A 25,424-nucleotide genomic window follows, 5' to 3' on the forward strand; every position below is an offset into this window, starting at 1 on the left:
GTTCCCAAGTCGAGTTGCATCAGGGCGAAGGCTAGTTTCTCTTCGGCGTAACAGGATTGAATCATAGCTTGATCTCCCGCTCAGAGCTCTATCATGCCCGAATCCCCAGTTTCGCGTAGAGCATTTTTAGGGTGGGGTCGCTGTGGATTCCCCCACCCTAAACTACAACATGCGCCCCAAAACATCTGTCTCTTCAGGGAATGCTTGGATTTCGGCAGGCGTCATTCTGGGAGAGGAAGCACCGCGCCGAATGTAGGCTTCGTTTTTTTGGAGTAAATAATTTATGCCATTGGCCTTTTGAACTTCGACAACCAACACATATTTTTTGTCATCTTCGATCAGATAGGTATCGAAGCACTGGTTCTTTACCAGTGATTCTTGCAGCCGTTTTTTGACTGCATTTTGATAGAACCTAACACCCTCTTGAAGATCACAGTTGTAGTGCCGTTGACAGCCTTCATTGATTCCGATGATGCCCGTGTCGTCATCCACACCGATAAACAGCTTACCTCCTTGGTGGTTGGAAAACGCGCAAACTGTTTTTTCAAGTTCCAAGGCCTTGTTATTTTTGCATGCGACAAGGTCAATGTACGGCTTAAATTCGCAATGTTCACTCTCTCCCGATTTAATAATCTGCAACAACTTGGCCATATCAACGTTGGGATCAGATTTAACCAGTCGGTACTCCCATTCGGATGAAGAACGGTAGTCAACAATCTCATCACCGTCAGTTACCAACCACAGCTCAACAGATGAAGCCTTTTCCCGCTCAAACTTGAACTTCTCGCCGCGTTTGATTTGCACTGGCTTACCGTCAATTTCTCCGACCAGCATAAGCTCAGCTGCACTTTCACCACGACCATCACTGAATAAGGCTTCCCGATCAGACAGGGTTATGTGCCCCCGCCGGTCTGGAATTTTGATGGACAGCTCGCCTTTACGCCCGTCACTATTACCGTGAAACGTATCCAACCCAAGAAACTCTCTGGCGTATTCGAGAGCAGACATGTGAAAAGGAAGTCCATAGGCGATGAGCTTACTGTCGTGGAAGTACACATCTGAGCACACCCTGCTTGTAAAACACCTTTCTGGTGAGAGGCCTTTGCTTGCATGACTAGGAGTCAATGACTCCGTCCAATTCGCATTTCCTCGTTCGAATACCACGTCAGCCAAGCCAGGTATCGAGAGTCGACCCTCTTCACTGAGACCAGCGATCAAATCTAACGGGGTTATCTCCCCACTGAGCCCGCTGATAAACCGAAAATCTGGGTAATGCTGCTGGCAAGTTTTCGCTTCCTGCTCATCGCAGTCATCGTTTTCGTAGAAAGTCAGCGTGCCCATTAGTAACGACCAGTCGCCGGTGTGTCTGGTGAGAACACCCTGAAAAACAAACGGAAGGGAGGTGTCTAAGTCGACAAACTGTGCCATACGCTCAATTAGTTCAGCTTGTCCGAAGTTTGATATTTGCTTTAACGACATAGATTGGAGAGTCTGACCCGATATTTTTTTTGAACCAACAGCATACGCCCAACTAGTGGGAATCAAAACCGTTGGCCAGAGCCACTACCGAGCTGGACGACGAATTTAGCACTTGGTGTGGAAACCCAAGTGAGCGCTCTATTCTGGGATTTACTTTAGGTTTGTTTAGGACTTAATGTGAAAATCAGGCGCTAACTAGTTGAGTTTTGATTAGGGAGGTTCAGTGCTTTCTGAAGTCGTCCATACAGTCGTTATACTCTACCAACCCAACTCACCCTTCCGGCTTTCAGGTGTTCGTTAATGAAGTGGTACCGGCGGCTGTTTCTGTTTTCCCTGTTGTTATCCTTGATACCGCTTGGACCGGCTGCGGCCAATCAGGAAACTATTCGGATCACTACCGGCCAGTGGCCTCCCTACCTGGATGAGAATCGGACGGATGGCGGCTTTCTGGCGCAGATTATCCGTGAGGCGTTTGCCTCTCAGGATATTGATGTTGAGTTTTCTTTTTTCCCCTGGTCGCGTGCGTTAGCGCTGGTGAAATCCCGCGAGTACCAGGCGTCGGCCGTCTGGTCATGCACTACAGAAAGAAAGCGCGAATTCCTCTACTCAGCACCGATTTTGCCGTACCAGTACGTTTTCTATCATCGTCAGAAAATGCCATTCGATTGGGATGCCCTCTCAGACCTCAGGGGTATGAATGTCGGGCTAACCCAGGATTACAGCTATGGCGATACACTCAGCGGGGCCATCGAAAGTGGTCTGGTAAACGCCGATGTCACCACGTCAGATATCGCCAATTTCCGGAAGCTATTGCTAGAAAGAATCGATCTTTTTCCGATGGATCCGATCGTTGGTGAAGCAATGCTTGCCGAACAGCTTGGTCCGGAGGCCAGAGAGAGCCTGGAGTTCCATCCAAGGCCACTAAGAAGTGCCCTCTACCATGTTCCGTTCTCGCGTGACGATCCGGAGGCGGGTCGCCTGAAGCGAGCCTTTGATCGGGGGTTGGCAAAACTTCGTGAAAGCGGCCGCTATCAGGAGATTATTGAAAAAGCCCTGAAGGCTCACAGTTCCCCGGCGGCCGCCGAAATACTGGAAGACAAACTGGTGAACTGGGATGAGGATCCCAGCACTTGCGGTTAGGCGTCCGGATCGATTTCCTCGACCACACTCTCGGCATGCCTCGTTGCCAGCTCTTCCAGCGTCATGTATTCACATTCTTTTTCGGCCATAAACGCGTCCGCCGAGTCGATGAGAATGTTGTCATCGCGCATGAATCGCCGGCCCAGCAGCGCCGGATAGGAGAATTTGCCGCGGTCTGTCAGTGAAAACTGTGTGGTATGGGTGGTTCCGGCAATGCAAAAGTCCATCATGACCACGTAGCGCTTCTGGGACGGCGCGCCTTTGCGCTTGATCAGTACGGTTCGTTCCACCGGCCTTTCAAATTCGAGGATCACGTCTTCGTGGTCCAGTTCGCCTTCGGTGGGCTGATCTTCGTGGTCACCAAGCGGGATCTGAAAGCTCACCCATTCGACGCCATCCTTTTCGAAGGGTTCGACGTTTACAGCGTGCAATGATGAGGTTTTTGCGCCGGTATCCAGCCGTGCCTTGAGACGAAGGCTGGTGTCCTGCATGACTACCCATTCCACGTAGCCAAGCGTTTCCGGTGGACGCTGGTCATTTTTGGCCTCCGATTCGGCGGAAAGCGCCATCGTTGATGGCAAAACCAATGCTGCGGCCAACAACGCCCTTTTAAGAACCTTCATTCAATACCTCCTGCAAATTCCTGTAAATCCGGGAAAAAAGATAGAAACCTGAATTCCAGTTCGTCGTGGTTTTCGCGGACCTCCGTAATAATGCCGGCGAATTCGTTTCTGAAGCGTATGCGTCCCGCAACCCGGTCCAGAGCGTGCCCGATGTTCTCAAGGTCCTCGTAGGCTCCAAACCAGTCATTCCAGACCATGCTTCGGGTAACCCGGGCCATCTTGTCCGGCATCAGATACTCATTTTGCTGCAACTCATTGTAAATACGGCGAATAAACGCCTCTCGCTCAATGTCACTGAATTGGTCCCAGTGCTTGAGAAGAAAATGGTCGTAGAGGATATCGAGTGCAACCCCGGCAAATCGGCGTCTCTGACGTGAGAACACCTGCTTGCTCGCAAGTACATCCGGATGCTGATCGGTAAAACTATCCACCGCCCGGTGATGGCGAACGCCGTGTTTTACCGAGTCCGGGAGTGCCGAGAGATCGACACCCCGGGTAAAGTCACCGAGGATGCTCCCCACCCTTGCTTCAGGCGAGTCCGGCGCCAGAAATACATGAGCCAGATGGTTCAAACAGTCTCCCCGGTGGTCTGGTCTCAGAAGTTGAATTGAATGCCGACACCCAGACCATCGATTTCAGCATCACTGTCTTCATAGTAACGCATGTACTCGAGGTTGCCGGACAGGTTCGGTGCAAATTCCATATTCATACCGATGCCGTAAGAGACATCCGTTTCATCCTCGGTGGCCGTGCCAAGGAACGAAGAGGCCTCGAGTTCAACCCGGGTGAAGCCGAGTATGGCGTAGGGCGTAATCGGCGATTCGTTGGCCAGATTGAACGTGGCGTAGCCGCCGAAGAAATTGTCCAGTGAATAGTCGACGCCGCCGACGCGCTCATCATCCACTCCGAAACCGCCACGGGCTTCGATCCCCAGGTAAGGCGTCGCCATTACGCCCACCTTCGCAGAGAGAGTGCCGACATCGGCATCGGCGTTATCGCTTTCCAAATTTACGAAGGTGTAGTTAAGGCCTGTATACAGTCCGCCAACGCCAGACTTGTACATGTCCTGGGCCGAAGCCGTGCCGGCAGCTGCCAGACCGGTCGCAAAAATGACGGCAATTGAACGTACGTGTTTCATTCTGGTATCTCCTTAACCGAATCATTCGGTGTACATCGCTGAAGTTGCACCAGCCTCACGGATTTTTCCATCGGAAAGATCCGCATTTACGCGTTATTTACACCGATTTAATTCGCCGGTAATTTCAGTATCCGCGCGGTGTTACCTTGCGGAAGCCGGAACCCACAGGTATTCTGACGCCGTCTCCCGGTATCAGCTGGCTCGAGCATCCATTGAGAAATCTCTACCCCGTCATTTTTATTGTCAGCGTCATGTTTGTGCTTTTGAGCATTTTCATGACTTTGCCTGTCATTTTACTTGCGGGCTCCGAGACGCCGAATGCCATGGCGTTTGCGGAATCGGCCGCTATTGTCTGCGGCCTGGGCATCCTCGGGATGGCCGCCACCTACAGCAAGCCACGGGATCTCAAACCGCGCTACATGTTTGTGCTCACGGTTTCTTCCTGGTTCATCATCGCACTCTTTTCGTCCCTTCCTTTCTATCTGAGCGACCTTGGAATTTCCGCCGCGGACGCTTTCTTCGAGGGCACCTCCGGGATTACCACCACCGGGGCAACTGTTCTCAGTGGCCTGGACGACATGGATCGGGATCTGCTGATCTGGCGTTCCATTCTGCAATGGATCGGCGGCATCGGGATTATCGGCATGTTCGTTGCGGTGCTTCCGTTCCTTCGCGTCGGTGGCATGCGGCTGTTTGCCACGGAGTCCTCGGAGTGGACCGACAAGGCATTGCCGAGAATGAAAACTCTCAGTCGCGGTCTGCTGGTGGTTTACCTTGTTTTCTCGATCATCGCGGTGGTCACCTACTACTTCTCTGGCATGACACTGTTCGATGCCTTTAACCATGGCCTGACCAGTATTGCCACCGGCGGCTTCTCCACGTCGGATATGTCCATGGGTAAGTTCAATGATCTGATTCTCATGGAAGCGACGCTGTTCATGATAATCGGCAGCCTGCCCTTCTTTCTCTTTGTGCGCGAAATGCATGGCCAACATGGCGTGCTTTTCAGGGATCAGCAGGTTCGGCTCTTCCTGGCCATCCTGTTCTTCGTGCCGCTGTTGTTGACCCTCTACCGCTGGATGGTGTCTCCGGTACCTTTTGATCCCATCCACAATTATGCGTCGACTCTATTCAACGTTACTTCGGTGGTAACAACCACGGGCTACGCGTCCGAGGATTATTCAGCCTGGGGCCCGCTGGCATTCGTGTTGTTTTTCTTCCTGATGTTCGTGGGTGGCTGTTCAGGATCCACCGCCGGCGGTATGAAGATTTTCCGGTTCCAGCTGTCCCTTATTATTCTTCGTGAACAGCTGATGCGGCTTCTGCACCCGCGAGCGGTGCTTACCCGGAACTACAACGGGCGGGCAGTGAGCGATGAGATCATCTCGTCCATGATTGCCTACACGTTTATATTCCTGTTATGTCTGCTGTTGATTACGATTGCCCTCGCCGCAATGCAACTGGACTTCGTAACCGCACTGTCAGGCGCCCTCACCTCGCTGACCAACGTTGGCCCCGGTCTTGGTGACATCATCGGTCCGGCCGGGAACTTTGGACCACTGCCCGACGCGGCGAAATGGGTCCTGTCTGTGGGAATGTTGATGGGGCGTCTGGAAATTCTGAGTGTTGTAATCGTTCTTTCGCCCGCGTTTTGGCGAAGCTGACGCTTACTTGAGCCAGAGTATCGCCGGATTTTCCAGCGGCAGGTTCAGGCGCTCATCACGCACTCGGAGCCTGGGTGTGTAGTGTCCTTGCGGCCTTGAGGGCACTGTGCACTCGTATAGATAGGTGTGTGCAGAACCGCCCAGGGGATGCTTCATTTCCATCGCCACCACCGTTCTGGGCCCCTGCTCTGATTCTTCCGCCACCAGGTCAACGGCAATCCGCTGCTCGTCGATTCCATCCAGGTAGACTTCCACTTTGCAGAACAGGCCGTCTGGGGTTTCAATGGCATTGAAACTGTTGAACCTCAATCGAGGCCAGTGCTGCGCGATTGCGTTGCATTCCGCCAACAGTTCCTTCGAGGTTTCCATCGTCCGGTTTCTGCCTTTTTCGGCCATGGGCAGGTAAAACTGCTCCACGTACTCTCGCACCATGCGATTGGCAGAATACGCAGCTGTCAGCTGGTCCATGCTGGCACGCATTCGCTTCAGCCATTGCCGGGGAATGCCCTCTTCGTCCTCATTGTAGAAGTCGGGAACGACCTCTTTTTCAAGCAGATCAAACAGTTCACTCGCGTCTGAAAGGTCGTGGTCGTGATTGTTGGAGCCACTGAGTTCCCTGAACGTAGCGCCGGGTCGAATGGCCCAGCCCACATCCCGGTTCCAGGCCTCCGCCCACCAGCCGTCGTACTGGGACAGGTTCAGGCCACCGTTCACCAGTACTTTCATACCACTGGTGCCGCAGGCTTCCCAGGGGTGTCTCGGGCAGTTGAGCCAGACATCGACTCCCTGAACCAACTGATTGGCCACACCCAGGTCGTAGTCTTCAATGAACACGACCTTGCCCTCCACATCCGGTCGACGTGAGAATGCTTTCCACCGGCGGATTATGTCCTTCCCGACGAGATCATAGGGATGAGCTTTGCCGGCAAGAACGATCTGGAGTGGGCGGTCCCGGCTTGCCAATAGCTTTAGCAGTCGGTCCTGATCCTTGAGCAGGAGGTCCGGTCGTTTGTATTCGGTAAAACGCCGGGCAAAGCCCACGGTCAGGGTTTCATGGTCCAACAACAGCCCGCAGGCAGCAGCATGGTCGAAGCCAGGATTCTGCTCGCAGTGCTGGCTTGAAAGCCGTCTGCGAAGGTAGCCGACCAGCCGTGTCCGCTGCAAACGCCTCATCTCCCACAACGCCTCATCGGTGATGTCGGTCATTGGGCAGGATTTCTGGAGTGGTCTGCGCCATCTGTCCTTGCCGCAGGCCTGTGTCCAGATGGCATCGGATTCCGGTGAATCCCAACTGGGCGTGTGAATGCCATTGGTTACATAGTCTGCGGGAATATCTTCTGCCGGCCAGCGGGGGAAAAACGGCTGAAAAATGGTCTGGGTGACTTTCTGGTGGATTCGGCTGACCCCATTAAACCGTCCGCTCATGTTCAACGCCAGCAGGGCCATGTTGAGCTTCTGGCTGCAAGACTGATCTTGCGAATCCTGGTTTTCGCTGCCCAAATCCATCAACTGGTCGATATTGAGGTCGCGCCCCTCCAGCCAGGGAGCCAGGTACAACCGGAGCAGCGATCGGGAAAAATGATCAAAGCCAGAGGCCACCGAGGTGTGCGTGGTGAACAGATTGGTTGCCCTGGTCGCGGTACGGGCGAGCTGGAAATCGGCGCTGTATTGATCCTGCCAGCTGAAGGCCCGTTCAATCAGTGCCAACGCGCAATGTCCCTCGTTCAGATGGCACAGTCTAGGCTTTCGGCCCAGCTGTTTGATCAGGCGCCAGCCACCAATGCCAAGCACCATTTCCTGTTGCAGGCGTTTTTCCGGGTCGCCGGTGTATAGCTCACTGGTAATCCCCCGGTCGCCGGGTTCATTCCGCGGGTCGTTGCTGTCTAGCAATAGCAACTCGCAGCGTCCAACCTGGGCCTTCCAGGCGCGTAGGCGAACGTTTCGCCCCGGGAAAGGCACAACCACCCTCACCCACTGGCCTTCGTCATCTCTTAAGGGGGAAACCGGCAGCATCGTTGGGTCGTTGTAGGGATAGAATTCCAGTTGCTCTCCATCGGTGCTGATGGCCTGGCGGAAATAGCCCTGCTGGAAAAGCAACCCGACAGCCATCACGGGCACACCAAGATCGCTCGAGGCTTTCAGGAAATCCCCCGCCAGGACACCCAGTCCGCCACTGTACAGGGGCAGAGATTCGCTCAGCCCATATTCCATGCAGAAATAGGCGATGCCCTCACCAAGATCCCCGGAGCATTCCGACGTATACCAGGTATCAGCCTGAATAAACTCACTATGTGCTGATATCTGGTCACGGTAGCGTTTCTGGAAGTCAGAATCGGCGGCCAGTTCTTCAAGCCGGTCGCCGGAGACACTGTTCAGCACCAGCCAGGCGTTCCGGGTGGTATCCCAGATTTCCTCATCAAGGGCGCGCCAAAGCTCATCAGTGCCATGGTGCCAGGTCCATCGTAAATCGAGGGCCAGCTGAAACAGACCGGCCAAGGAGTCCGGCAAGGATCGCGTGGTATAAGCTGCCAGCGTCAAAGTAGGACTCCGCTCAGGTTGGCCGGTATATTAGAGGGAGCTCCATGAGAGATCTCCCCCATCAATTCAGAAGGCTTGCTGACGACGAACCGGAAAATAATTGACGGGCATATGGTGCTTTTTTAGCCATTGCACCAGAGAGGAGATGGTGAAGCTGTCGTTCTCAACTCCCTCAAAGTCGACACCCAGCCCCCGGTCGGATTTGCGGACTACGTGTGCCTTGAGGCGACGAAACCGCTTTTCCTGCTGGTCTGGGAAACGAAACTCAAGCTCTACCGTCTGGTTTAACTGCACGTCCGTGTAATCGGTCGCGATGAAGAGCCCTCGTTTGGACGCATCCCGAATCTGTCCGGTGGCCACCGGCATCCCTCGTTTGTATACCAACAGGCCAAGTTTTCCCTGAACGCGTTTACTGAGTCTGTGTTCCATGTTTCCCCCCCGGTGACTCATCAAGAACGGCAATTGTTGATACTGCCTGTGTTTTATATCGAAGGTTTGCGAGCGCCTCTTTGATGCTGATCAAAAAATGGTCAGTCTTGGGGTAGACGCCCATGTCGCCGTACCGCATCAGAGATGATTTTGGACAGATCTTCTTCAGGAAAATTCCAGTCCAGCTGCCAAACCCAGTTATTTGTAATGGTGCCCGGCGTGTTGAACCGCGCCTCCGTTCCGAGGCTCAGAAAATCCTGCATTGGCACAACCGCGAGAGTGCAAACGGATCGGAAAGCGGCCTCAATAACTGGCCACGGCATACCGTCACCGGTGGTACCCAGGTAGTCATCCACATAGCGCCGTGTATGATCGTCCAGGCTTTGGTACCAGCCGAGCGTGGTGTCATTGTCGTGTGTGCCGGTGTACACAAGATCCCGGGTGTGGTGGTTATGCAGAAGGTGTGGGTTATTGGGGCTCCCGTCAAATCCGAACTGCATAACGGTCATTCCCGGCAAGTGGAACCGTTTGCGAAGCTCTTCCACATCGTCGCCGATAATACCCAGGTTTTCGGCTACCAATGGCAAATCCGGGAACCGGTTGAAACAGGCCTGGAGAAAATGATCGGCTGGGCCGGGAACCCAGTAGCCAAATCTTGGTTGCGGCGTTTCGGCCGGAATTTCCCAGTAAGCTTGCAGGCCGCGAAAATGATCGATTCGGATCAGGTCGAAAAGATGACGCTGGCTTTCGAGCCTTTCCAGCCACCATTGGTAACCATCTCCCGCCATGGCCTGCCAGTTATAGAGCGGGTTTCCCCAGTGCTGTCCGTCAGGGGAAAAGTAATCAGGCGGTACACCAGCAACGACGGTGGGTTCGCCTCGGCCATCCAGTTTGAACAGATGTCGATTGGCCCAGACATCGGCACTGTCGTGGGCGACGAAAATAGGAATGTCTCCAAAAAGCAGGATGCCCTTGTCCCGCGCATAATTGCGCAGTGCCTGCCACTGATGGTTAAACAAAAACTGCTCAAACCGTATCCGGGCCAGACGTGTCTGGTTCTGGTCAATAAATGACTGCAGCTCGACGGAATAGCGGTCTCTCAGGGGCTCTGGCCATTGAAGCCAGCCCGGTGAATCCTGAACCTCCCGGATTGCGCAAAAAAGGCAGAAATCATCCAGCCAGTGGTCGTTTTTGGTCCGGAATTCCTCGAAAGCGGCCAGATCAAGGCCTTTCGGGGCTTCCCCTATGCCATCGAAAAAACGTTGGGCCGCAATGCCCAGTAGCTGTTGGCGGGATTCGGCAATGGGCTGGGCAATTTCTGAATCCACCAGCAGGCCGACCTGCAGCAGCTCCGCCAAGTCGATGAAATTCGGATTGCCCGCGTGGGCGCTGAGGGACTGATAGGGGGAAAGATCGGAATGTGTTGGGCCGATAGGCAGAGTCTGCCAGACGGTGATACCACTTGCGGCCAGAAAATCGACGAAGCGGCGGGCACCCGCCCCTAGCACACCCAGGGTGCCCGGAAGGCAGGTCGGATGCAGAAGGACACCCGCCCTTCTAACACTGAACAGGTCGTTGGCGTTGGCTGACGTCATGCCTGTTTTTCCGCGTCATGGCCCGGACGCATGGTTCCGCCCCGGGCTGGTTCTCCGCTGCCCTGGCTTAGCTGCTGGAATACCGAGGGCGGCGCCGGGTACCCGATCATTTCATAGAGGTTGACCAGGTGGCGGCGGAAGAGATGTTCAAAGTCACTGACGATCTGAGCCGGGTTGTAGTCGCCAAACCACCAGAACCAGTCGGAGCCTTCACAGATCGCCAATTGTTGCATGGCAGCCTCTTTTTGTTCTGAATTGAGGCTGCCGTTATCCATCACACGGTCAAAGTGGACTTTCGCCTCGCAGAGCAGATCCCAGGCGCGGTTCTTGTCCGGGTCACCAATCCAGGTAGAGAAAGTGCCGTAAATCCAGCTCCCGGCAACCAGATGTGGCAGCTTGATGGGCTCGGTGACGGGGTTGGCTACCAAATCACTGTAGGTGGTCAACTGCAGCTTGGGGTGGTTCGCCAGAACCCGATAAAGCTCATCCAGAAAATGAAAACCGTTTTCCGGGTAATACTCCCAGGCGTTTTCACCATCCATGATCACCGAAATCACCGGCCGTGTTTTGCCTTTTCCCTGACCGGCGATGTTTTCCATGTGATGAACAAGGTCGCCGACGGCATCCTTGGCGTGCCAGTCCGCGTAGGTAAACCCGATGAGATCAGACAGGCCGTCGTCCCGAAAGAACACGAACGTGCCCGATTCACCAAAGGTATACGGCCGATGAATGCCGTAATCGGGCAGTTCCGGGTTGGTTTCCCGCGCTCGGTTCAGGCTGTTGTGCACCACCGAATCCCCGCTGGCCGTCCAGCGGAATTGATGGTCCTCCAGCAAGCCCAGTGTGGCGGCGCTGAGGCCACCCTCTGACGCCCAGCAGCCGCATGGTTCAAGGCCGAAGAATCGCTGGAAGACGGTTTTCGCCTCTTGGAGCTGCCAGCCGGCCCGCGCCTCACCTCCCGGATAGTCACTGTGCGCCGGCAAAATGATGTCTGGCATGGCCTCCCTGGCGGAAGCCAGGTCGATGAGCAGAGGCAGCATGGCATGGGTGTAGGGGCTCACGGAGAGTTCAACCTGGCCCTTCTGGGCAAGATGGCGGTATCTCGGGCCGATGCCGGATAACACATCAAAGATCACGTCCAGCAAAGCTCGCCGGTCGTCCATCGAGAAATTATGGCCTTTTTCCTGAAGGCTCTGGATGCAATGGCTTTTCCTGCGAATCGTCTCCCCCATCCAGCCGAGGTGATACCAGACCAGCAGATCCGAGAGGAATCTGCGGGAAATATACCTCTGTAGCTCCGGTTTCCGGCGGAAGACGTCAGCCAGTTCCGCAAGACGCGCGAACGCAGGGTAGCGATTGATTATCCGCTCGCGGTTCGCCCGAAGGGACTTTTCCATCAGGCCAAGAAAAGCCGGTGTGCCGGTTTCGGGCAACTCCTCCGCGACAAGGGCAGCCAGCAGAGGATCACCGATCTCACCTGCTCCATGCCGCCAACGCTCGATCTGGATCAGATAGGTCTCGATCTGCTCAAGCAGAACGGGCGCGAAATTGACCACTGCCCTGGCCTCCGGATTGCTTTCCAGATGGGCAGCCATGTCGCTGTAATCCTTAATGGTATGCAGGTATACCCACGGAAACAGGAATTGATTGGTTCGCATGTCCTGATAAGACGGCTGGTGCATATGCCAGCAAAGTACTACCGGCGTTTTTGTGTCAGAGGCCATGGGGATAATCCTGCCCGAGCATCTCGGGCGTGATCAGCACAATACCTTTTGGAGAAACATGGAACCGCTTCCGGTCTTCCTCGGCATCAAAGCCAATCCGGGTGCCCTCCGGAATCCGGCAGCCACGATCAATGAGACAGTTTCGAAGGCGACAATGGCGGCCTATCTGCACATCCGGATAGATCACTGAATCTGATATTTCACTAAAGGAATGCACCATAACCTGCGAAAAAAGCAGGGAATGCTTCACCAGTGAGCCGGAGACAATGCACCCGCCCGCCACCATGGAATCCACTGCCATTCCGCGCCGGTTGTCGTCGTCGAACACGAACTTGGCCGGTGGCAGTTGCTCCTGATAGGTCCATATCGGCCAGTGAGAATCGTACAGGTTCAGTTCCGGGCTTATACTGATGAGCTCAAGGTTCGCCTGCCATAGGGCATCAACGGTACCCACGTCGCGCCAGTAGGCAGGTTTGTTCTCGACCGGGTTCCGAAATGGAAATGCCACCACCCGCAAACGTTTGATCACCGATGGAATAATATCCTTGCCGAAATCGTGGGAGGAATCGCCATCCATCTGTTGATCACGCATCAGCTCATCAAACAACACCTGGGTGCTGAACACATAGATGCCCATAGAGGCAAGCGCCTTGCCGGGTTGGCCGGGCATCGGCTTTGGCTGCTCCGGCTTCTCGACGAATTCAGTGACTCTGAGTTCATCGTCCACCGACATAACGCCGAATGCCGAGGCTTCATCGAGTGGCACCTCGATACAGCCGACGGTGATATCAGCATCGTTTTCCACGTGGTGGGCCAGCATCGTGCCGTAGTCCATCTTATAGACATGGTCACCTGCCAGGATCAGCACGTACTCCGGCTGATGGCTGCGGATGATGTCGAGGTTCTGGAGCACAGCATCCGCTGTTCCCTCATACCAGGAGGTTTCGATCCGTTGTTGTGCCGGCAGGAGTTCGACGAATTCATCCAGTTCCCCGCGGAGAAACCCCCAGCCCCGCTGGATGTGGCGAATCAGGGAATGAGATTTGTACTGGGTAATCACACCAACCTGGCCAATGCCCGAGTTGATGCAGTTCGAGAGGGGAAAATCAATGATCCGGAACTTGCCGCCAAACGGAACCGCCGGTTTGGCCCGCCATTTGGTGAGATCATGAAGGCGGGAGCCCCGCCCTCCGGCAAGTACCAGTGCAAGAGTCTGACGAGTGAGACGACTGACGAAACGCTTGGCCGTTTGCATAGCTGCTTCCCTGAAGAAAACCTTCCCTCGGACCGATCGTTCAACCGCTAGGGTTTGCCACGTTTTTGACGCCTTAAACGATATTAGAACACTAGCACGGAATTATGACGTAAACTTGTTTTGGGTCATTTTTTAAACAGGCCCTTTCGCGTCCAATGAACGGACGCCCAATGCGCTTTACCCGGTCAGGAACAGCACGGTCTATGGACAGTCCAACGCTCAGCGAATTTGACCTCCACCTCTTCGGCGAAGGCCGTCACTGGCACATTTACAATGTCCTTGGGGCCCACGTTTGCCGGAGCAAGGGAGTGGAAGGCGTTCGATTTGCGGTCTGGGCACCCCACGCCAGGGCCGTCAGCGTTGTCGGGGATTTCAATCACTGGGCCACCGGCGCCAACCCCATGGCCTCCAACGGGGACACCGGTGTCTGGTCCTGCTTTGTTCCCGGCATAGGTACCGGCGCTTTCTACAAGTACTCCATCACGACAGAAAGAGGCGACCAGCTTCTAAAAACCGATCCCTACGGGCAGGCCTTCGAATTGAGGCCCTCCACCGCCGCTGTTGTGACCGAACGCGGCCGTTTCGGCTGGGGCGACGGCGACTGGCTTGCCCGCCGTGGCCGCTGGAACTGGCAACAGTCCCCCATTTCCATTTACGAGGTGCATGCTGCCTCCTGGCGACATCACGGTTCCGGTCGCTGGCTGACATATAGAGAGCTGGCCGACCAACTCGTTCCCTATGTCCTGGAACTGGGCTTTACCCACATTGAGCTTTTGCCGGTAACGGAACACCCGCTGGATGAATCCTGGGGTTACCAGACCACCGGTTATTACGCCCCGACCAGTCGTTTCGGCAGCCCGGACGATTTCCGTTACCTGGTAGACCAGTGCCATCGGCACAACATCGGCGTGATCCTGGACTGGGTGCCAGGGCATTTTCCCACCGATGAGCACGCCCTGGCCCGGTTTGATGGCAGCGCGCTCTACGAACATGAAGATCCCCGCAAGGGGCGTCATCAGGACTGGGGTACCCTTATCTACAATTACGGGCGTCATGAGGTACGGAATTTCCTGATCGGGAGCGCCCTCTTTTGGCTGGACGCCTTCCATATTGATGGTTTGCGGGTAGATGCAGTGGCGTCGATGCTCTATCTCAATTATTCCCGCAAGGAAGGCGAATGGCTGCCCAATGTCCACGGCGGACACGAAAACCTTGAAGCCATCGAGTTTCTCCGCGAGTTGAACCGCGTTTGCCAGAGCCGCTTTCCGGGAACGTTGATCTGTGCGGAGGAATCCACGTCCTGGCCCCGTGTTACACGGCCGCCCGAAATCGGTGGTCTGGGGTTCAATCTGAAATGGAATATGGGCTGGATGCACGACACCCTCGATTATCTGGCTCAGGACCCGGTATACCGACAGTACCACCACGACAAACTGACCTTTGGGCTGTTGTATGCGTTCTCGGAGAACTTTCTCTTGCCGCTGTCCCACGATGAGGTTGTTCATGGCAAAGCCAGCCTGATCAACAAGATGTCCGGTGACGACTGGCAGCAGCGGGCAACCTTAAGGCTGCTCTTCACCTATATGTTCTGCTATCCCGGCGCAAAGCTTCTTTTTATGGGCGGGGAGTTTGGTCAGCGCCGTGAGTGGAGCGAATCCCGGGAGCTGGACTGGTCTCTGCTGGCGCACCCGGAGCATCAGGGAATCAAGAAGCTGGTCCAGGACCTCAACGGCGTTTACCGGCGGGAAGTTTCGCTAAACGGCGCCTGCTTCACGCCGGATGGATTCGAGTGGATCGATTGCCATGACTCCCCACAATCCGTTATCAGTTTCCTGCGCACGGCTGGAGGCGAAACCTCGGTGATTGTGGTCAATTTCACCCCGGTGCCCCGGCACCATTACCGGATCGGGTTGCCCCAGGGTGGCAACTGGCGGGAAATCTTCAATTCCGATTCGGAATACTACGGCGGCAGCAATCTCGGTAACCCTTACACCATGCCAGCGGATCAACAGCCGTGGATGAACCGTGACTGGTCACTGGAACTCACGCTGCCACCGATGGGCGCGATAATCCTGAGGCCAGCGTTATGATCCGGGTTCTTTTTGCCACCAGTGAAGTCTATCCACTGGTGAAGACCGGCGGTCTTGCCGATGTTTCTGCCAGCTTGCCCGAAGCGCTCTGTCGTCTTGAATACGATGTTCAGATTCTCCTGCCTGGTTACCCGGACGCGATAAAGGCCGCCAGAAAAGCCGGTTCCCGCAGAAAGGCCCGATTCCAGCTTGGCCAATACAATGTGAGCCTGTGGCAGACTCGGCTGCCAGGCACCGCGGTTACTCTCTGGTTGGTTGACTGCCCGCCCCTTTTCGATCGCCCCGGCAACCCCTACAAAAACGAGGAAGGGAGAGACTGGTGGGACAACGCCCACCGGTTTGAGCTGTTTGGCAAAGTGGGGGCCATGATCGCCATGGGCGAAGCCGGTCTGAACTGGAGGCCCGATCTGGTGCACTGCAATGACTGGCAAACCGGGCTGATACCGGTATTCCTGGAAGCCTATCAGGAGCGGCCGGGCACCGTGTTTACCATTCATAACCTTGCCTACCAGGGGCTCTTCTCAAACGAGACGTTCCGCGCCCTCGGTCTGCCCGACACCCTCTGGAGGTTTGAACAACTGGAGTTCTATGGCCAGCTTTCGTTTATCAAGGGCGGCCTGGTATTCAGTGATCGGATCACCACCGTCAGCCCCACCTATGCACGTGAGATTCAGACTCCGGAATTCGGCAATGGCCTCGATGGTCTGCTCCGGCACCGGCAACACGCCTTGACCGGCATTCTCAACGGCATCGACACCCGGGTCTGGGACCCGGAGGAAGATCAAGAGCTGGCCTTCCACTACGGACGCGACCATCTGAAGAACAAAGCACAGTGTCGGGCAGCGCTGCAACACGAGCTTGGGCTGGAAGTGAACGGCGCGCCGCTTCTTGGTTTCATTGGCCGACTGGTGGAGCAAAAAGGGGTGGACTGGATAGTGTCCGTGATGCCGGATTTGCTGGAACAGGGCTGCCAGTTTGTGATTCTCGGTTCGGGAGAGGACCGTTACGAGGAGCCGCTGAAACAACTGGCCCGTCAATGGCCCGGGCAGTTCTCACTCACCCTGGGCTACAACGAAGGGATGTCCCATCGCATCACGGCGGGCTGTGATCTCTTCATGATGCCGTCCAGATTCGAACCCTGTGGGTTAAACCAGATGTACAGCCTTCGGTACGGGACAATTCCGGTGGTGCACGGTGTCGGAGGGCTGGCCGATACGGTACAGGATCCGCAGCAGGTGGGAATCGACAAGGCCAACGGATTCGTGTTTGCCGGTGCCAGTGCCGCATCGCTGCTGGCTGCGATACACCGGGCACTGCAGGTGTTTGAAAAGCGAAAACAATGGCGGCGATTGCAGGAAAACGGCATGGCCATCGATTATTCGTGGAAGCAGCGCGCTCGCACCTATGGTGACCTGTATCAGGGCATTCTCAAAGAACGTGATCAACAACAGCTGGATTAGTGCGAGCGTTTGCCCGCCTGGAGGCAACCAACATGCATAAAGCAACGGAATTTCGACTCGAAGCCCATCCCTTGATTCCAGAACCCCTTGAGCGACTGGAAGAACTTGCCAACGATCTGTTCTACAGCTGGGACCATGGCGTCCGTAGCCTGTTCGCCAGGATTGACCTGCGGCTCTGGCAGAAAGTGGAGCACAATCCCAAGCTGTTCCTGCGCCGGGTCGCCCAGGACCGACTGGACGAAGCATCGGAAGAGCGAGCGTTTCTGGCTGAGTATCGCCGGGTTCTGAGCAGTTACGATGCTTACCTCGAAGCCGGCCCCGGCCCGGAAGTCACCGAAAAACTGGATCCGGAGCAGGCTCTGGTGGCCTACTTCTGCGCCGAGTTCGGTTTCCATGAGAGCTTTCCGATTTATTCCGGCGGCCTTGGCATCCTGGCCGGGGACCACTGCAAGGCCGCCAGTGATCTTGCCCTGCCGTTCGTGGCTGTGGGCCTTCTGTACCAGCAGGGGTACTTCATCCAGAGTATCGACGCCCACGGCCAACAGATCGCACGTTACCAGTCCCATTCAAGCGATGAGCTGCCGATAACACCCGTGGAAATGGATGGCCAGGTTCTGAAGGTATCGGTTCCCTTCCCTGGCCGTGATGTGGTCGCACGGGTCTGGGAGGCTCGGGTTGGTCATATCCGGCTGTACCTGCTGGACAGCAACACCGAGGAAAATAACCAAGAGGATCAGGACCTCACACTACAGTTGTATGGTGGTGACGAGTCCACCCGCATCAGCCAGGAAATGCTCCTTGGCATCGGTGGAACCCGGGTTCTGGAGGCATTGAATCTGAAGCCGACGGTCTGGCACATCAACGAAGGGCATGCCGCGTTCCAGATCCTCGAACGCTGCCGAAGCACCATGTTGAGTTCGCAACTCGGCTTTGAAGCGGCCCTGGAAGCAGTTGCCGGTGCCACCCTCTTCACCACCCATACGCCTGTACCCGCCGGCCACGATATTTTCCCCAGGGCTCTGGTGCATCATGCCCTTGGCCGTTACCTGGAGGAGTCCGGGCTGGATTTCGAGCAGGTGTTCGCCCTCGGTTCGAAAGATGGCGGCGACAGCTTCAACATGACCAGCCTGGGGCTCCGTGGCTCCCGCTATCACAACGGCGTCAGCCGCATTCACGGAGGCGTCGCGTCGCTGATGGAGGGCGATGTCTGGCCCCAGGTTCCACCAGCCGAGAACCCTATCGGTTACATTACCAATGGCGTTCATGTACCCACCTTTCTTGCGCCGGAATGGTCCAGCCTGTTTGATATACAGGCGCCCACCTGGAAAAGCGAACTCAGGAATCCGGATTTCTGGGAATTTATCGACCAGATTCCCGATTATCACTACTGGAGCGTGCATAAAGCGCTTAAACAGCAAATGGGCGAGTATATTGTCCAGCGCCTGAAGCGCCAGCATAAGCGCAATGGCACCGGCCACTCCGTGACAGACCGGATGACCCGGCAGATTATGTCCTCGGAAAAGGACACGCTGGTTATCGGTTTTGCCAGACGCTTCGCCACTTACAAACGCGCGACGCTGATTTTTTCAGATCTGGAACGGCTTGAGCGGATTCTTACAAATCCGGACAGGCCGGTGGTGCTGGTCTTTGCTGGCAAAGCTCACCCGAAAGACAAGCCTGGCCAGCAACTGATCAAGGTTATCCACGATCTGTCCATGCATCCCTCCCTGCTGGGGCACCTTATTCTGCTGGAAGATTATGATCAGGCCATGGCTCGCCGGCTTCTCAGTGGTGTGGATGTCTGGCTGAACACCCCGGAATACCCGAAGGAAGCGAGTGGCACATCCGGTGAAAAAGCCGCCCTGAACGGCGCCCTCAACCTCAGCGTGCTCGATGGCTGGTGGGGGGAAGGCTACAACGGCAAGAATGGGTGGGGTATTCCGCCACGAGATACCGAACTGGACCCGGAGTTCCGGAACGAGGAGGAGGCCAGAGACCTGATCGATCTGATCGAGTTGGAGGTGGTGCCCCTGTATTACGATCGGGCATCCCAGGGCTTTTCGAAGGGCTGGGTCAAGCGCTCCAAAGCGTCGATGAAATCCATAACCCCCAGGTTCAATGCCCAGAGGATGGTGATGGACTACGTCAATAACTATTACCACCCCGCCTCCAGTCAGGGCGCGCTCCTGATGGCCGACGGAGGCCGGGTTGCGATTGAACTCGCAGACTGGAAAGCAAGGGTGCGGCAGGCCTGGAACGGGGTTGAACTGCGGGTGGTGGGCTGCGTGAAATCCTCATGCCCCCACGATGGCGCCGTGGAATTACGGGTTGAGGCGGCGCTTAACGGCCTGACTGCGGAGGATGTACGGGTGGAGTGCCTGGTCAGCCCTGAGTGCACCGGCACTGATGGCAGCCCCGGGCCAAACAGCTTCCTTCTGGAAAAAGAGGGTGAAGAGGATGGCCGAACCCTATTCGCCACCCATGTTCAGCCACCCTACCCTGGCTTGCAGACCCTGAGGCTGCGGATGTATCCATACCATGAGTCGCTGACCCACCCGCTGGAAATGGGCGCCATGCTCTGGGTCTGACCCGGAGCATGGCTGAGCCTTAAAGCAGGTGTCGGCGAATGAACCGGCCAATATCCTGTATTTCCTCCAGGCACACGCTGTGTTCCATGGGGAAGGTCTGGTAGGACGGGTCGTAGCCCATTTCCTTCAGGGTTTCGACACTGCGAACGCCCAGAGACTCCGGCACCATCGGATCGAATGTTCCGTGATACACACTGATCGGTACATCCGCATTTGCCTCTGAACACTGAACTGTCTTCGCGGTGGCGAAGTAGGTGGAGAGCGCCAAAATGCCGCCCAGACGTTCCGGGTAGCTGAGCCCCAGTTCGTAGGCAACCGCCCCACCCTGGGAGAAGCCGGCGATGATGATCCGGTCTGCCGGAACACCTTTCTCCTTTTCGCGCTCCACCAGTCTGGCGACGGAATCGGCAGAGGCCCGCAGTTGTTCGGTATCCACCACCCGGTCAATGTCCATTGCCTTGATGTCGTACCAGGCCGGCATGGACATTCCACCGTTGATGGTCACAGGCAGGTTCGGCGCGTGGGGAAAGATAAACCGCACCGCGGCATCTTCCGGAAGGCCCAGTTCAGGCACGACCGGCTCGAAGTCGTGGCCACTGGCACCCAGGCCATGAAGCCAGATCACGGCCGCGGTCGGGTTTTCTCCGGTTTCAATCTCGATGTACTGAAGATCCTGCACGGTATACCTCTTTTCTGAAAATTGGGTGCCGAATTACTCGGAATGGCCGGATTTTTCGGCATTGGCCTCAAGCGCGGTAACTACCGGATTGGCATACATATCCAGTAGATAGGGCCGGATGGCCGGATCGCAGGCTTCCAGGCGCCGCTCCATCTCCGCCTCGGCCGCTTCCATCTCCGCCGGTGACCAGGTTTCGGCGGTGACCACCGCATCGCTGACGGTATCAGGCGTGTCGTGAGCCTGGGGATGAAGGCCGCGTTGCTGGTAGGCCACCAGGTTCGAGGCATGCAGGTGGTAGTTCGCATGCATCTCGCGGTCTATACGCTGGGCCAGATCCTTGGGGTTATCCGGTGAATCATGAATGGGCGCGCCGAAGTGCACATGCACGTGCCCCTTGAATCCGGTCAAACCTTTCATGATCTGCTCGGTGTCCTCGCCCTCACGCTTGATGTATTTGCCGGTTCTGGCGCGGGTTTCCAGTTCCTGAGCCTTGTCGGCATCGCATGGGTCGTACTCATAGGCGATGGAAACCGGCACGATGTGCAGCCGGCTCATGGCCTCGCCAAAATCCAACCCGCTCTTCTTACGGCTCATGTAGAACATCTTGATGATGGCCGGATCGGTGAAATCAAGGCCGTCCTTCGCCCTGCCTTCCCGTTGGGCAATCCAGATACTGTGATTGGTATCAATGCTGTGGTTGATGAAGCCGGAGAGCGTTATGTAGGCATCGCGCATCTCCCGCGGGCTGGTCATGCTACGACGTACCACAAAGCTCTTGTTCAGCCGCATCATTTCGGCGAACACCCGGTTTGCCAGCAGATTGTCGCCTATGGCAATTCGGGTGGTGTGGAAGCCGTTTTGAAACAGCAGGTAGTTCACCACCATGGGGTCAAACACGATGTCCCGGTGGTTTGAAATGAACAGATAGGCGCCGTGTTTATCGAGTTTATCCAGGCCGCTGGTCGTCACTCGTGTGGTGGTGCTGTCGACCAGTTCACCGACGTAGCCGGAAAGCCCAGCCTGGAGATCATCAACACGCGTATAGCGACCAAAATGGCTGGTGAGCCATCGGCGGGTAAACACACGCAACATGGCCGGTGCCCAGCGTGCCAGTGTCGGAGACTTGAAGCGACCGACCATATCCAGAAATTCCCGGTCGTTGACCAGGCGGTTAATAGCAGCGCCGGTTTCTTCGTCCGAATACGGACGGATGGCATCAAATTCCTGCATGGAAGCCCTGTTATTATCAGTGTCTGTCACAGTATGGCGTGAAACGGTGGTTCAAAAACGCGGTATTGTAGCGTTTCTTACACTGCTTTGCCTCCATCTGGCACATGGGTTTGCTGGCCAACCCTCAGGGTTAATCTGGTATCATTGCCCACCGTGCCGACCCCGGCTTTCCACCCGTCTCAATAAAGCGGCTCCACGTCGACGAACCGGTTACCCTATGTATCTTGATCAGGACTTCGAACAGCTTTCCACCGAGCGCCCCACCACCTCGGGAAGGGATCCGGAACAGGTGCTGCACGAAGTCTTCGGCTACGAATCGTTCCGGCCGCTGCAGGGTGACATCATCCGGGAAGTGTCGGAAGGCCGCGACGCCCTGGTGCTTATGCCAACGGGCGGGGGTAAATCCCTGTGTTACCAGGTGCCGGCACTGGTTCGCTCTGGCACGGCGATTGTGATATCCCCGCTAATCGCCCTGATGCAGGATCAGGTGGCAGCGCTCAAGGAGCTCGGGGTAAGAGCTGCGTTCCTCAACTCAACCATGGATTTCGAGCAGGCCCGAGCCACCGAGTACGCGCTGATGACCGGTGAGCTGGACCTGCTGTACTGCGCGCCGGAGAGGCTGATTCAACCTCGCACGATTGAACTGCTTCATGATGCCTCGATCTCGTTGTTCGCCATAGATGAAGCCCACTGTGTGTCCCAATGGGGCCACGACTTCCGGTCAGATTACCTGCAGCTCAGCATGCTGGCCGAGCAGTTTCCCGGCGTACCCCGCATTGCGCTGACCGCAACAGCCGATGAGCGGACCCGGAAAGAGATCGCGGAACGTCTGTCGCTGACCGGGGCAAGACACTTCGTCAGTGGCTTCGATCGCCCGAACATTCAATACCGTATCGCGCCAAAAACAAACGCAAACAAACAGTTATTGGACTTTATTAAAGCCGAGCATGAGGGCGACTGCGGCATTGTGTACTGCCTGTCCCGCAACAAGGTGGACGCTACCGCGAAAACCCTCGCCCAGAAAGGCTACACCGCTCTGCCCTACCATGCCGGCCTGTCCTCGGAGCAACGCGCTTATCACCAGGAGCGCTTCCTGCGGGAAGATGGCGTGATCATTGTTGCCACTATCGCCTTCGGGATGGGTATCGATAAACCCGACGTGCGCTTCGTCGCTCATCTGGATCTCCCAAAGAGCCTTGAAGCCTACTACCAGGAGACCGGCCGCGCCGGACGGGACGGCAAACCTTCGACGGCCTGGATGGTGTATGGCCTTCAGGATGTGATCAAACTGCGGCAAATGCTGGAAAGTTCCCAGGGCAACGACCATTTCAAACGGGTGGAGCGCCAGAAGCTCGATGCCATGCTGGGTCTCTGCGAGGTCACCAGTTGCCGTCGTCAGGTAATGCTGCGGTATTTCGGGGACGAACTGGAGCGGCCCTGCGGCAATTGCGACACCTGCCTGAATCCTCCGGAAACCTGGGATGGAACAGTGGCCGTCCAGAAAGCGCTGTCCTGTGTGTTCCGCACCGGGCAACGCTTCGGTGTGACCTATCTGATCGACGTACTCCGTGGCTCAGAGAACGAGCGGATTCTGCAGGCCGGCCATCATCAGGTTTCCACTTATGGCATTGGCACCGAGCTCAGCGCCAATGAGTGGAAATCTGTCTTCCGCCAATTGGTCGCCAACGGCTATTTGCGGGCAGATCCGGAGGGCTATGGCGCACTTCAGCTTACAGAAGAATGCCGGCCGCTGCTGAAAGGTCGGCAAACCATTGAGCTGCGCAAGGATCCGGTGGTCAAGAAGACAGCAGGCCGGGCCTCCGGTGGCCGCTCAAGCGCTCCGGTTAAAGACCAGATAACGGATCAGGCCGGCTGGGACGCCCTGCGGGCCTGCCGCAAGGAGTTGGCTGATAAACAGGGCGTGCCTCCTTACGTTATCTTCCATGACACGACCCTGTTCGGAATGCTTGAACGCAAGCCCCGCACCCTTGAAGAGCTGGCCGAAGTCAGCGGCGTGGGGGCTGCCAAGCTTGAAAAATATGGCGAGATCTTCCTGGAAGCCATTGCCGGCCTTGATCCGGCCTGATCTTCAGGCCTCTGCTTTAAAGCCTTTCTTACGTACCCGGTAATGAGCAATGGAGGTAGCCACATGGTTGCCCTCCTCGTCTTTCAGTGTCCCCTCCAGGGTGAACTTGGCCCGGCCGGTTTCGTCGGCGTCTGCAAGGATGCCTGCCACCGTTTCCGGCGGCAGCGTAAACTCCACGGTGACATCACTATTGGCCGGTTGCAGGAATTGCAGGGTCATTTCCTTGAGGATCGGGGTGTACGCAGGGCCCAGGTCAAACAGCGTCAGGACGCCACCGGGAATTTCAGCCACCAGAAAATAGGCGCCGGCATACAGGCTTCCAAAGTGGTTCTTGTTGCCTTTGAGCCGGATTTTTGCCCGCACATAGCCCGGCCTTACTTCTTCAACACTGAAGTTGTTCCGCGGCGCAAAGGGTATGGACAGGCCTATGATCTTGTTTACCGCCGCATAACCGCTAGTTTTCTTCAGCCAGGCCAGTGGGCTGGCCAAGGTGGCCTTTGGGTCTGTGCTGGCGACCCACTGGCCAGTGGCGCCGATAAGGTTGTCGATAATTGCCATTCACTCGCTCCGAATTCTTGGTCGAAGCCGATGATTACAATGGTCTCTGGCAGCCGCAAGAATCTTTTACAATTTTTTTGGACATCGTCCGATTTATTTTTGAATTTATGTTCTAAAGTGAGGGTGGCTGCCTGAATTACGGCTGCTTTTTTGCCGGTTTTTCCAGTATTAAGAAAGGATTTCTGATTTGGAATATTCTCTGCCTGCCTTCAGGGTCGTGCTCCGGTTGCCCAAACTGGCCATCTTTCTCGCGCTGCTCGGCCTGTGCCTTGAAGTGGCTCCTATCGCAGCCTCAACCTCAACGTCCGCCATTACGGGGGCAGCCAGTCGTGACTATGTTCTCTGGTACAGGAATTATGACAGCCCGGCTATTCGTGCGCTTGTCGAGCTTGCATTAGAGAAAACGCCGGAATATGGCGACTCCCGGGTTATTCGCAGTGAAGAACTGAGTCAGGGGCGCGTGCTCCGCGAACTGGCAGATGGCCAGTCTCGCCTGGTTGATATCGCCAATGTAGCCACCTCGGCCGAGCGGGAAGAGTTTCTGACTGCGATCCCCTTCCCGGTTGATGGTGGCCTTCTCGGCTTTCGCGTCTGCGTGGTGTTGCCGCAATCTCTGCCCAAGTTCGCCGACATAAAGAGTCTGGATGATTTCCGAGCCAGCCAGATCTGGATCGGTCAGGGTTCACACTGGCCAGACACGCCGGTGCTGGAGGCAAATGGCATTCCGGTGGTAACGCACTCCCGATACGAGATACTGTTTGGCATGCTCCGTAATGAACGCTTTGATTGTTTCGCCCGCGGCGTCAGTGAGGTCCTGTACGACCTGGAAATGGAGCAGGATCCCAACCTGGTGATCGAGCCCAATCTCCTGATCGCCTACCCCATGCCGTCCTATCTGTTCGTTGGCCCAGACGACCAGGAGACCGCCCATCGTCTGCAGCTGGGCATTGAGCGCGCCATCCACGACGGCAGCTTCAGCGAGTTCCTGAGGCGCTACTACTCCCGTGCCGTCAAGGAGCTCAACCTGAGCCAACGCCGGGTAATTGCCCTGGAGAACCCGTACCTGAGTGAGGAATCCCGATACATAGGGCGCAGCACCCTTGAGAATCTGCGCCGGCGCCTCGAGGTCCTCAGCCGCTAGGTTTTCC

At 56.1% G+C, this 25,424-nt stretch carries 19 protein-coding genes; 7 read left to right on the forward strand and 12 right to left on the reverse strand.

Going from position 1 to position 25,424, the window contains the following annotated elements; translation table 11 throughout:
- Nucleotides 1-162 precede the first annotated feature (162 nt).
- Nucleotides 163-1,479, reverse strand: coding sequence for an AlbA family DNA-binding domain-containing protein (locus WA411_RS06065; protein WP_291909087.1), 1,317 nt, complete (start codon nt 1,477-1,479; stop codon nt 163-165).
- Between the two features lie 300 nt (nt 1,480-1,779).
- On the opposite strand from WA411_RS06065, the gene WA411_RS06070 reads away from it, so the two are divergent.
- Nucleotides 1,780-2,619: a substrate-binding periplasmic protein gene (locus tag WA411_RS06070; RefSeq protein ID WP_291909084.1), complete on the forward strand. Its 840-nt coding sequence runs from the start codon at nt 1,780-1,782 to the stop codon at nt 2,617-2,619.
- Here the strand turns inward: WA411_RS06070 and WA411_RS06075 are convergent.
- The 3 genes from WA411_RS06075 to WA411_RS06085 are packed head-to-tail and all read right to left on the reverse strand — an operon-like array spanning nt 2,616 to nt 4,380.
- The gene (locus WA411_RS06075; protein WP_291909081.1) at nt 2,616-3,242 is read right to left on the reverse strand and encodes an ATP-dependent zinc protease family protein; all 627 of its coding nucleotides are present in this window, start codon (nt 3,240-3,242) and stop codon (nt 2,616-2,618) included. The two genes, WA411_RS06070 and WA411_RS06075, sit on opposite strands and share 4 nt — an antisense overlap.
- Nucleotides 3,239-3,814, reverse strand: a complete 576-nt coding sequence (locus tag WA411_RS06080) for an acyl carrier protein phosphodiesterase (RefSeq protein WP_222464492.1) — start codon at nt 3,812-3,814, stop codon at nt 3,239-3,241. The genes WA411_RS06075 and WA411_RS06080 overlap by 4 nt, the downstream gene beginning before the upstream one ends.
- A gap of 23 nt (nt 3,815-3,837) precedes the next feature.
- Nucleotides 3,838-4,380, reverse strand: coding sequence for a porin family protein (locus tag WA411_RS06085; RefSeq protein WP_291909077.1), 543 nt, complete (start codon nt 4,378-4,380; stop codon nt 3,838-3,840).
- Between the two features lie 251 nt (nt 4,381-4,631).
- On the opposite strand from WA411_RS06085, the gene WA411_RS06090 reads away from it, so the two are divergent.
- Complete coding sequence (locus tag WA411_RS06090; protein ID WP_174805027.1) at nt 4,632-6,044, forward strand: TrkH family potassium uptake protein; 1,413 nt, start codon at nt 4,632-4,634, stop codon at nt 6,042-6,044.
- A 3-nt stretch (nt 6,045-6,047) separates the two neighbouring features.
- On the opposite strand, the gene glgP (WA411_RS06095) is transcribed toward WA411_RS06090, so the two are convergent.
- From glgP (WA411_RS06095) to glgC, 5 genes are all read right to left on the reverse strand, one after another.
- Entirely contained in the window at nt 6,048-8,582 is a 2,535-nt protein-coding gene (gene glgP, locus WA411_RS06095; protein WP_291909074.1) for an alpha-glucan family phosphorylase, read from the reverse strand.
- A gap of 66 nt (nt 8,583-8,648) precedes the next feature.
- The gene (locus WA411_RS06100) at nt 8,649-9,011 is read right to left on the reverse strand and encodes a PilZ domain-containing protein (RefSeq protein WP_136629485.1); all 363 of its coding nucleotides are present in this window, start codon (nt 9,009-9,011) and stop codon (nt 8,649-8,651) included.
- 101 nt (nt 9,012-9,112) lie between these two features.
- A complete protein-coding gene (gene malQ / locus WA411_RS06105) occupies nt 9,113-10,606 on the reverse strand; it encodes a 4-alpha-glucanotransferase (RefSeq protein WP_291909071.1) in 1,494 nt (497 codons plus the stop codon).
- Nucleotides 10,603-12,330, reverse strand: a complete 1,728-nt coding sequence (locus WA411_RS06110) for a glycoside hydrolase family 57 protein (protein WP_291909069.1) — start codon at nt 12,328-12,330, stop codon at nt 10,603-10,605. Before WA411_RS06110 ends, malQ begins: the two co-directional genes overlap by 4 nt.
- Nucleotides 12,320-13,585: a glucose-1-phosphate adenylyltransferase gene (gene glgC / locus WA411_RS06115; protein WP_291909066.1), complete on the reverse strand. Its 1,266-nt coding sequence runs from the start codon at nt 13,583-13,585 to the stop codon at nt 12,320-12,322. The genes WA411_RS06110 and glgC overlap by 11 nt, the downstream gene beginning before the upstream one ends.
- Before the next feature lie 203 nt (nt 13,586-13,788).
- On the opposite strand from glgC, the gene glgB reads away from it, so the two are divergent.
- From glgB to glgP (WA411_RS06130), 3 genes are read left to right on the forward strand one after another with little or no spacing between them, the layout of a single operon-like run.
- Nucleotides 13,789-15,675 carry a 1,4-alpha-glucan branching protein GlgB gene (gene glgB / locus WA411_RS06120; protein WP_291909064.1) on the forward strand — a complete coding sequence of 629 codons (1,887 nt, stop codon included), beginning with the start codon at nt 13,789-13,791 and terminating at the stop codon, nt 15,673-15,675.
- Nucleotides 15,672-17,135 (forward strand): glycogen synthase GlgA, encoded by a 1,464-nt coding sequence (glgA, locus tag WA411_RS06125; RefSeq protein ID WP_291909061.1) that lies wholly within the window; start codon nt 15,672-15,674, stop codon nt 17,133-17,135. Before glgB ends, glgA begins: the two co-directional genes overlap by 4 nt.
- 32 nt (nt 17,136-17,167) lie before the next feature.
- Nucleotides 17,168-19,723: an alpha-glucan family phosphorylase gene (gene glgP / locus WA411_RS06130; protein ID WP_291909058.1), complete on the forward strand. Its 2,556-nt coding sequence runs from the start codon at nt 17,168-17,170 to the stop codon at nt 19,721-19,723.
- Between the two features lie 19 nt (nt 19,724-19,742).
- Here glgP (WA411_RS06130) and WA411_RS06135 read toward each other — a convergent pair whose 3' ends face one another.
- Nucleotides 19,743-20,402 (reverse strand): alpha/beta hydrolase, encoded by a 660-nt coding sequence (locus WA411_RS06135; RefSeq protein ID WP_291909055.1) that lies wholly within the window; start codon nt 20,400-20,402, stop codon nt 19,743-19,745.
- Between the two features lie 33 nt (nt 20,403-20,435).
- A complete protein-coding gene (locus WA411_RS06140) occupies nt 20,436-21,632 on the reverse strand; it encodes a 1-acyl-sn-glycerol-3-phosphate acyltransferase (protein ID WP_069183632.1) in 1,197 nt (398 codons plus the stop codon).
- Nucleotides 21,633-21,849: 217 nt separating this feature from the next.
- On the opposite strand from WA411_RS06140, the gene recQ reads away from it, so the two are divergent.
- Nucleotides 21,850-23,718 carry a DNA helicase RecQ gene (recQ, locus tag WA411_RS06145; RefSeq protein WP_291909051.1) on the forward strand — a complete coding sequence of 623 codons (1,869 nt, stop codon included), beginning with the start codon at nt 21,850-21,852 and terminating at the stop codon, nt 23,716-23,718.
- Between the two features lie 3 nt (nt 23,719-23,721).
- Here recQ and WA411_RS06150 read toward each other — a convergent pair whose 3' ends face one another.
- Complete coding sequence (locus WA411_RS06150) at nt 23,722-24,276, reverse strand: PaaI family thioesterase (RefSeq protein WP_209397349.1); 555 nt, start codon at nt 24,274-24,276, stop codon at nt 23,722-23,724.
- A 187-nt stretch (nt 24,277-24,463) separates the two neighbouring features.
- Here WA411_RS06150 and WA411_RS06155 point away from each other — a divergent pair, with 187 nt between their 5' ends.
- Nucleotides 24,464-25,417, forward strand: a complete 954-nt coding sequence (locus WA411_RS06155) for a hypothetical protein (RefSeq protein ID WP_291909048.1) — start codon at nt 24,464-24,466, stop codon at nt 25,415-25,417.
- Nucleotides 25,418-25,424: the final 7 nt, after the last annotated feature.

This window comes from Marinobacter sp. CH_CUG1437-1, from assembly GCF_037029655.1.
Classification (GTDB): domain Bacteria; phylum Pseudomonadota; class Gammaproteobacteria; order Pseudomonadales; family Oleiphilaceae; genus Marinobacter; species Marinobacter salsuginis.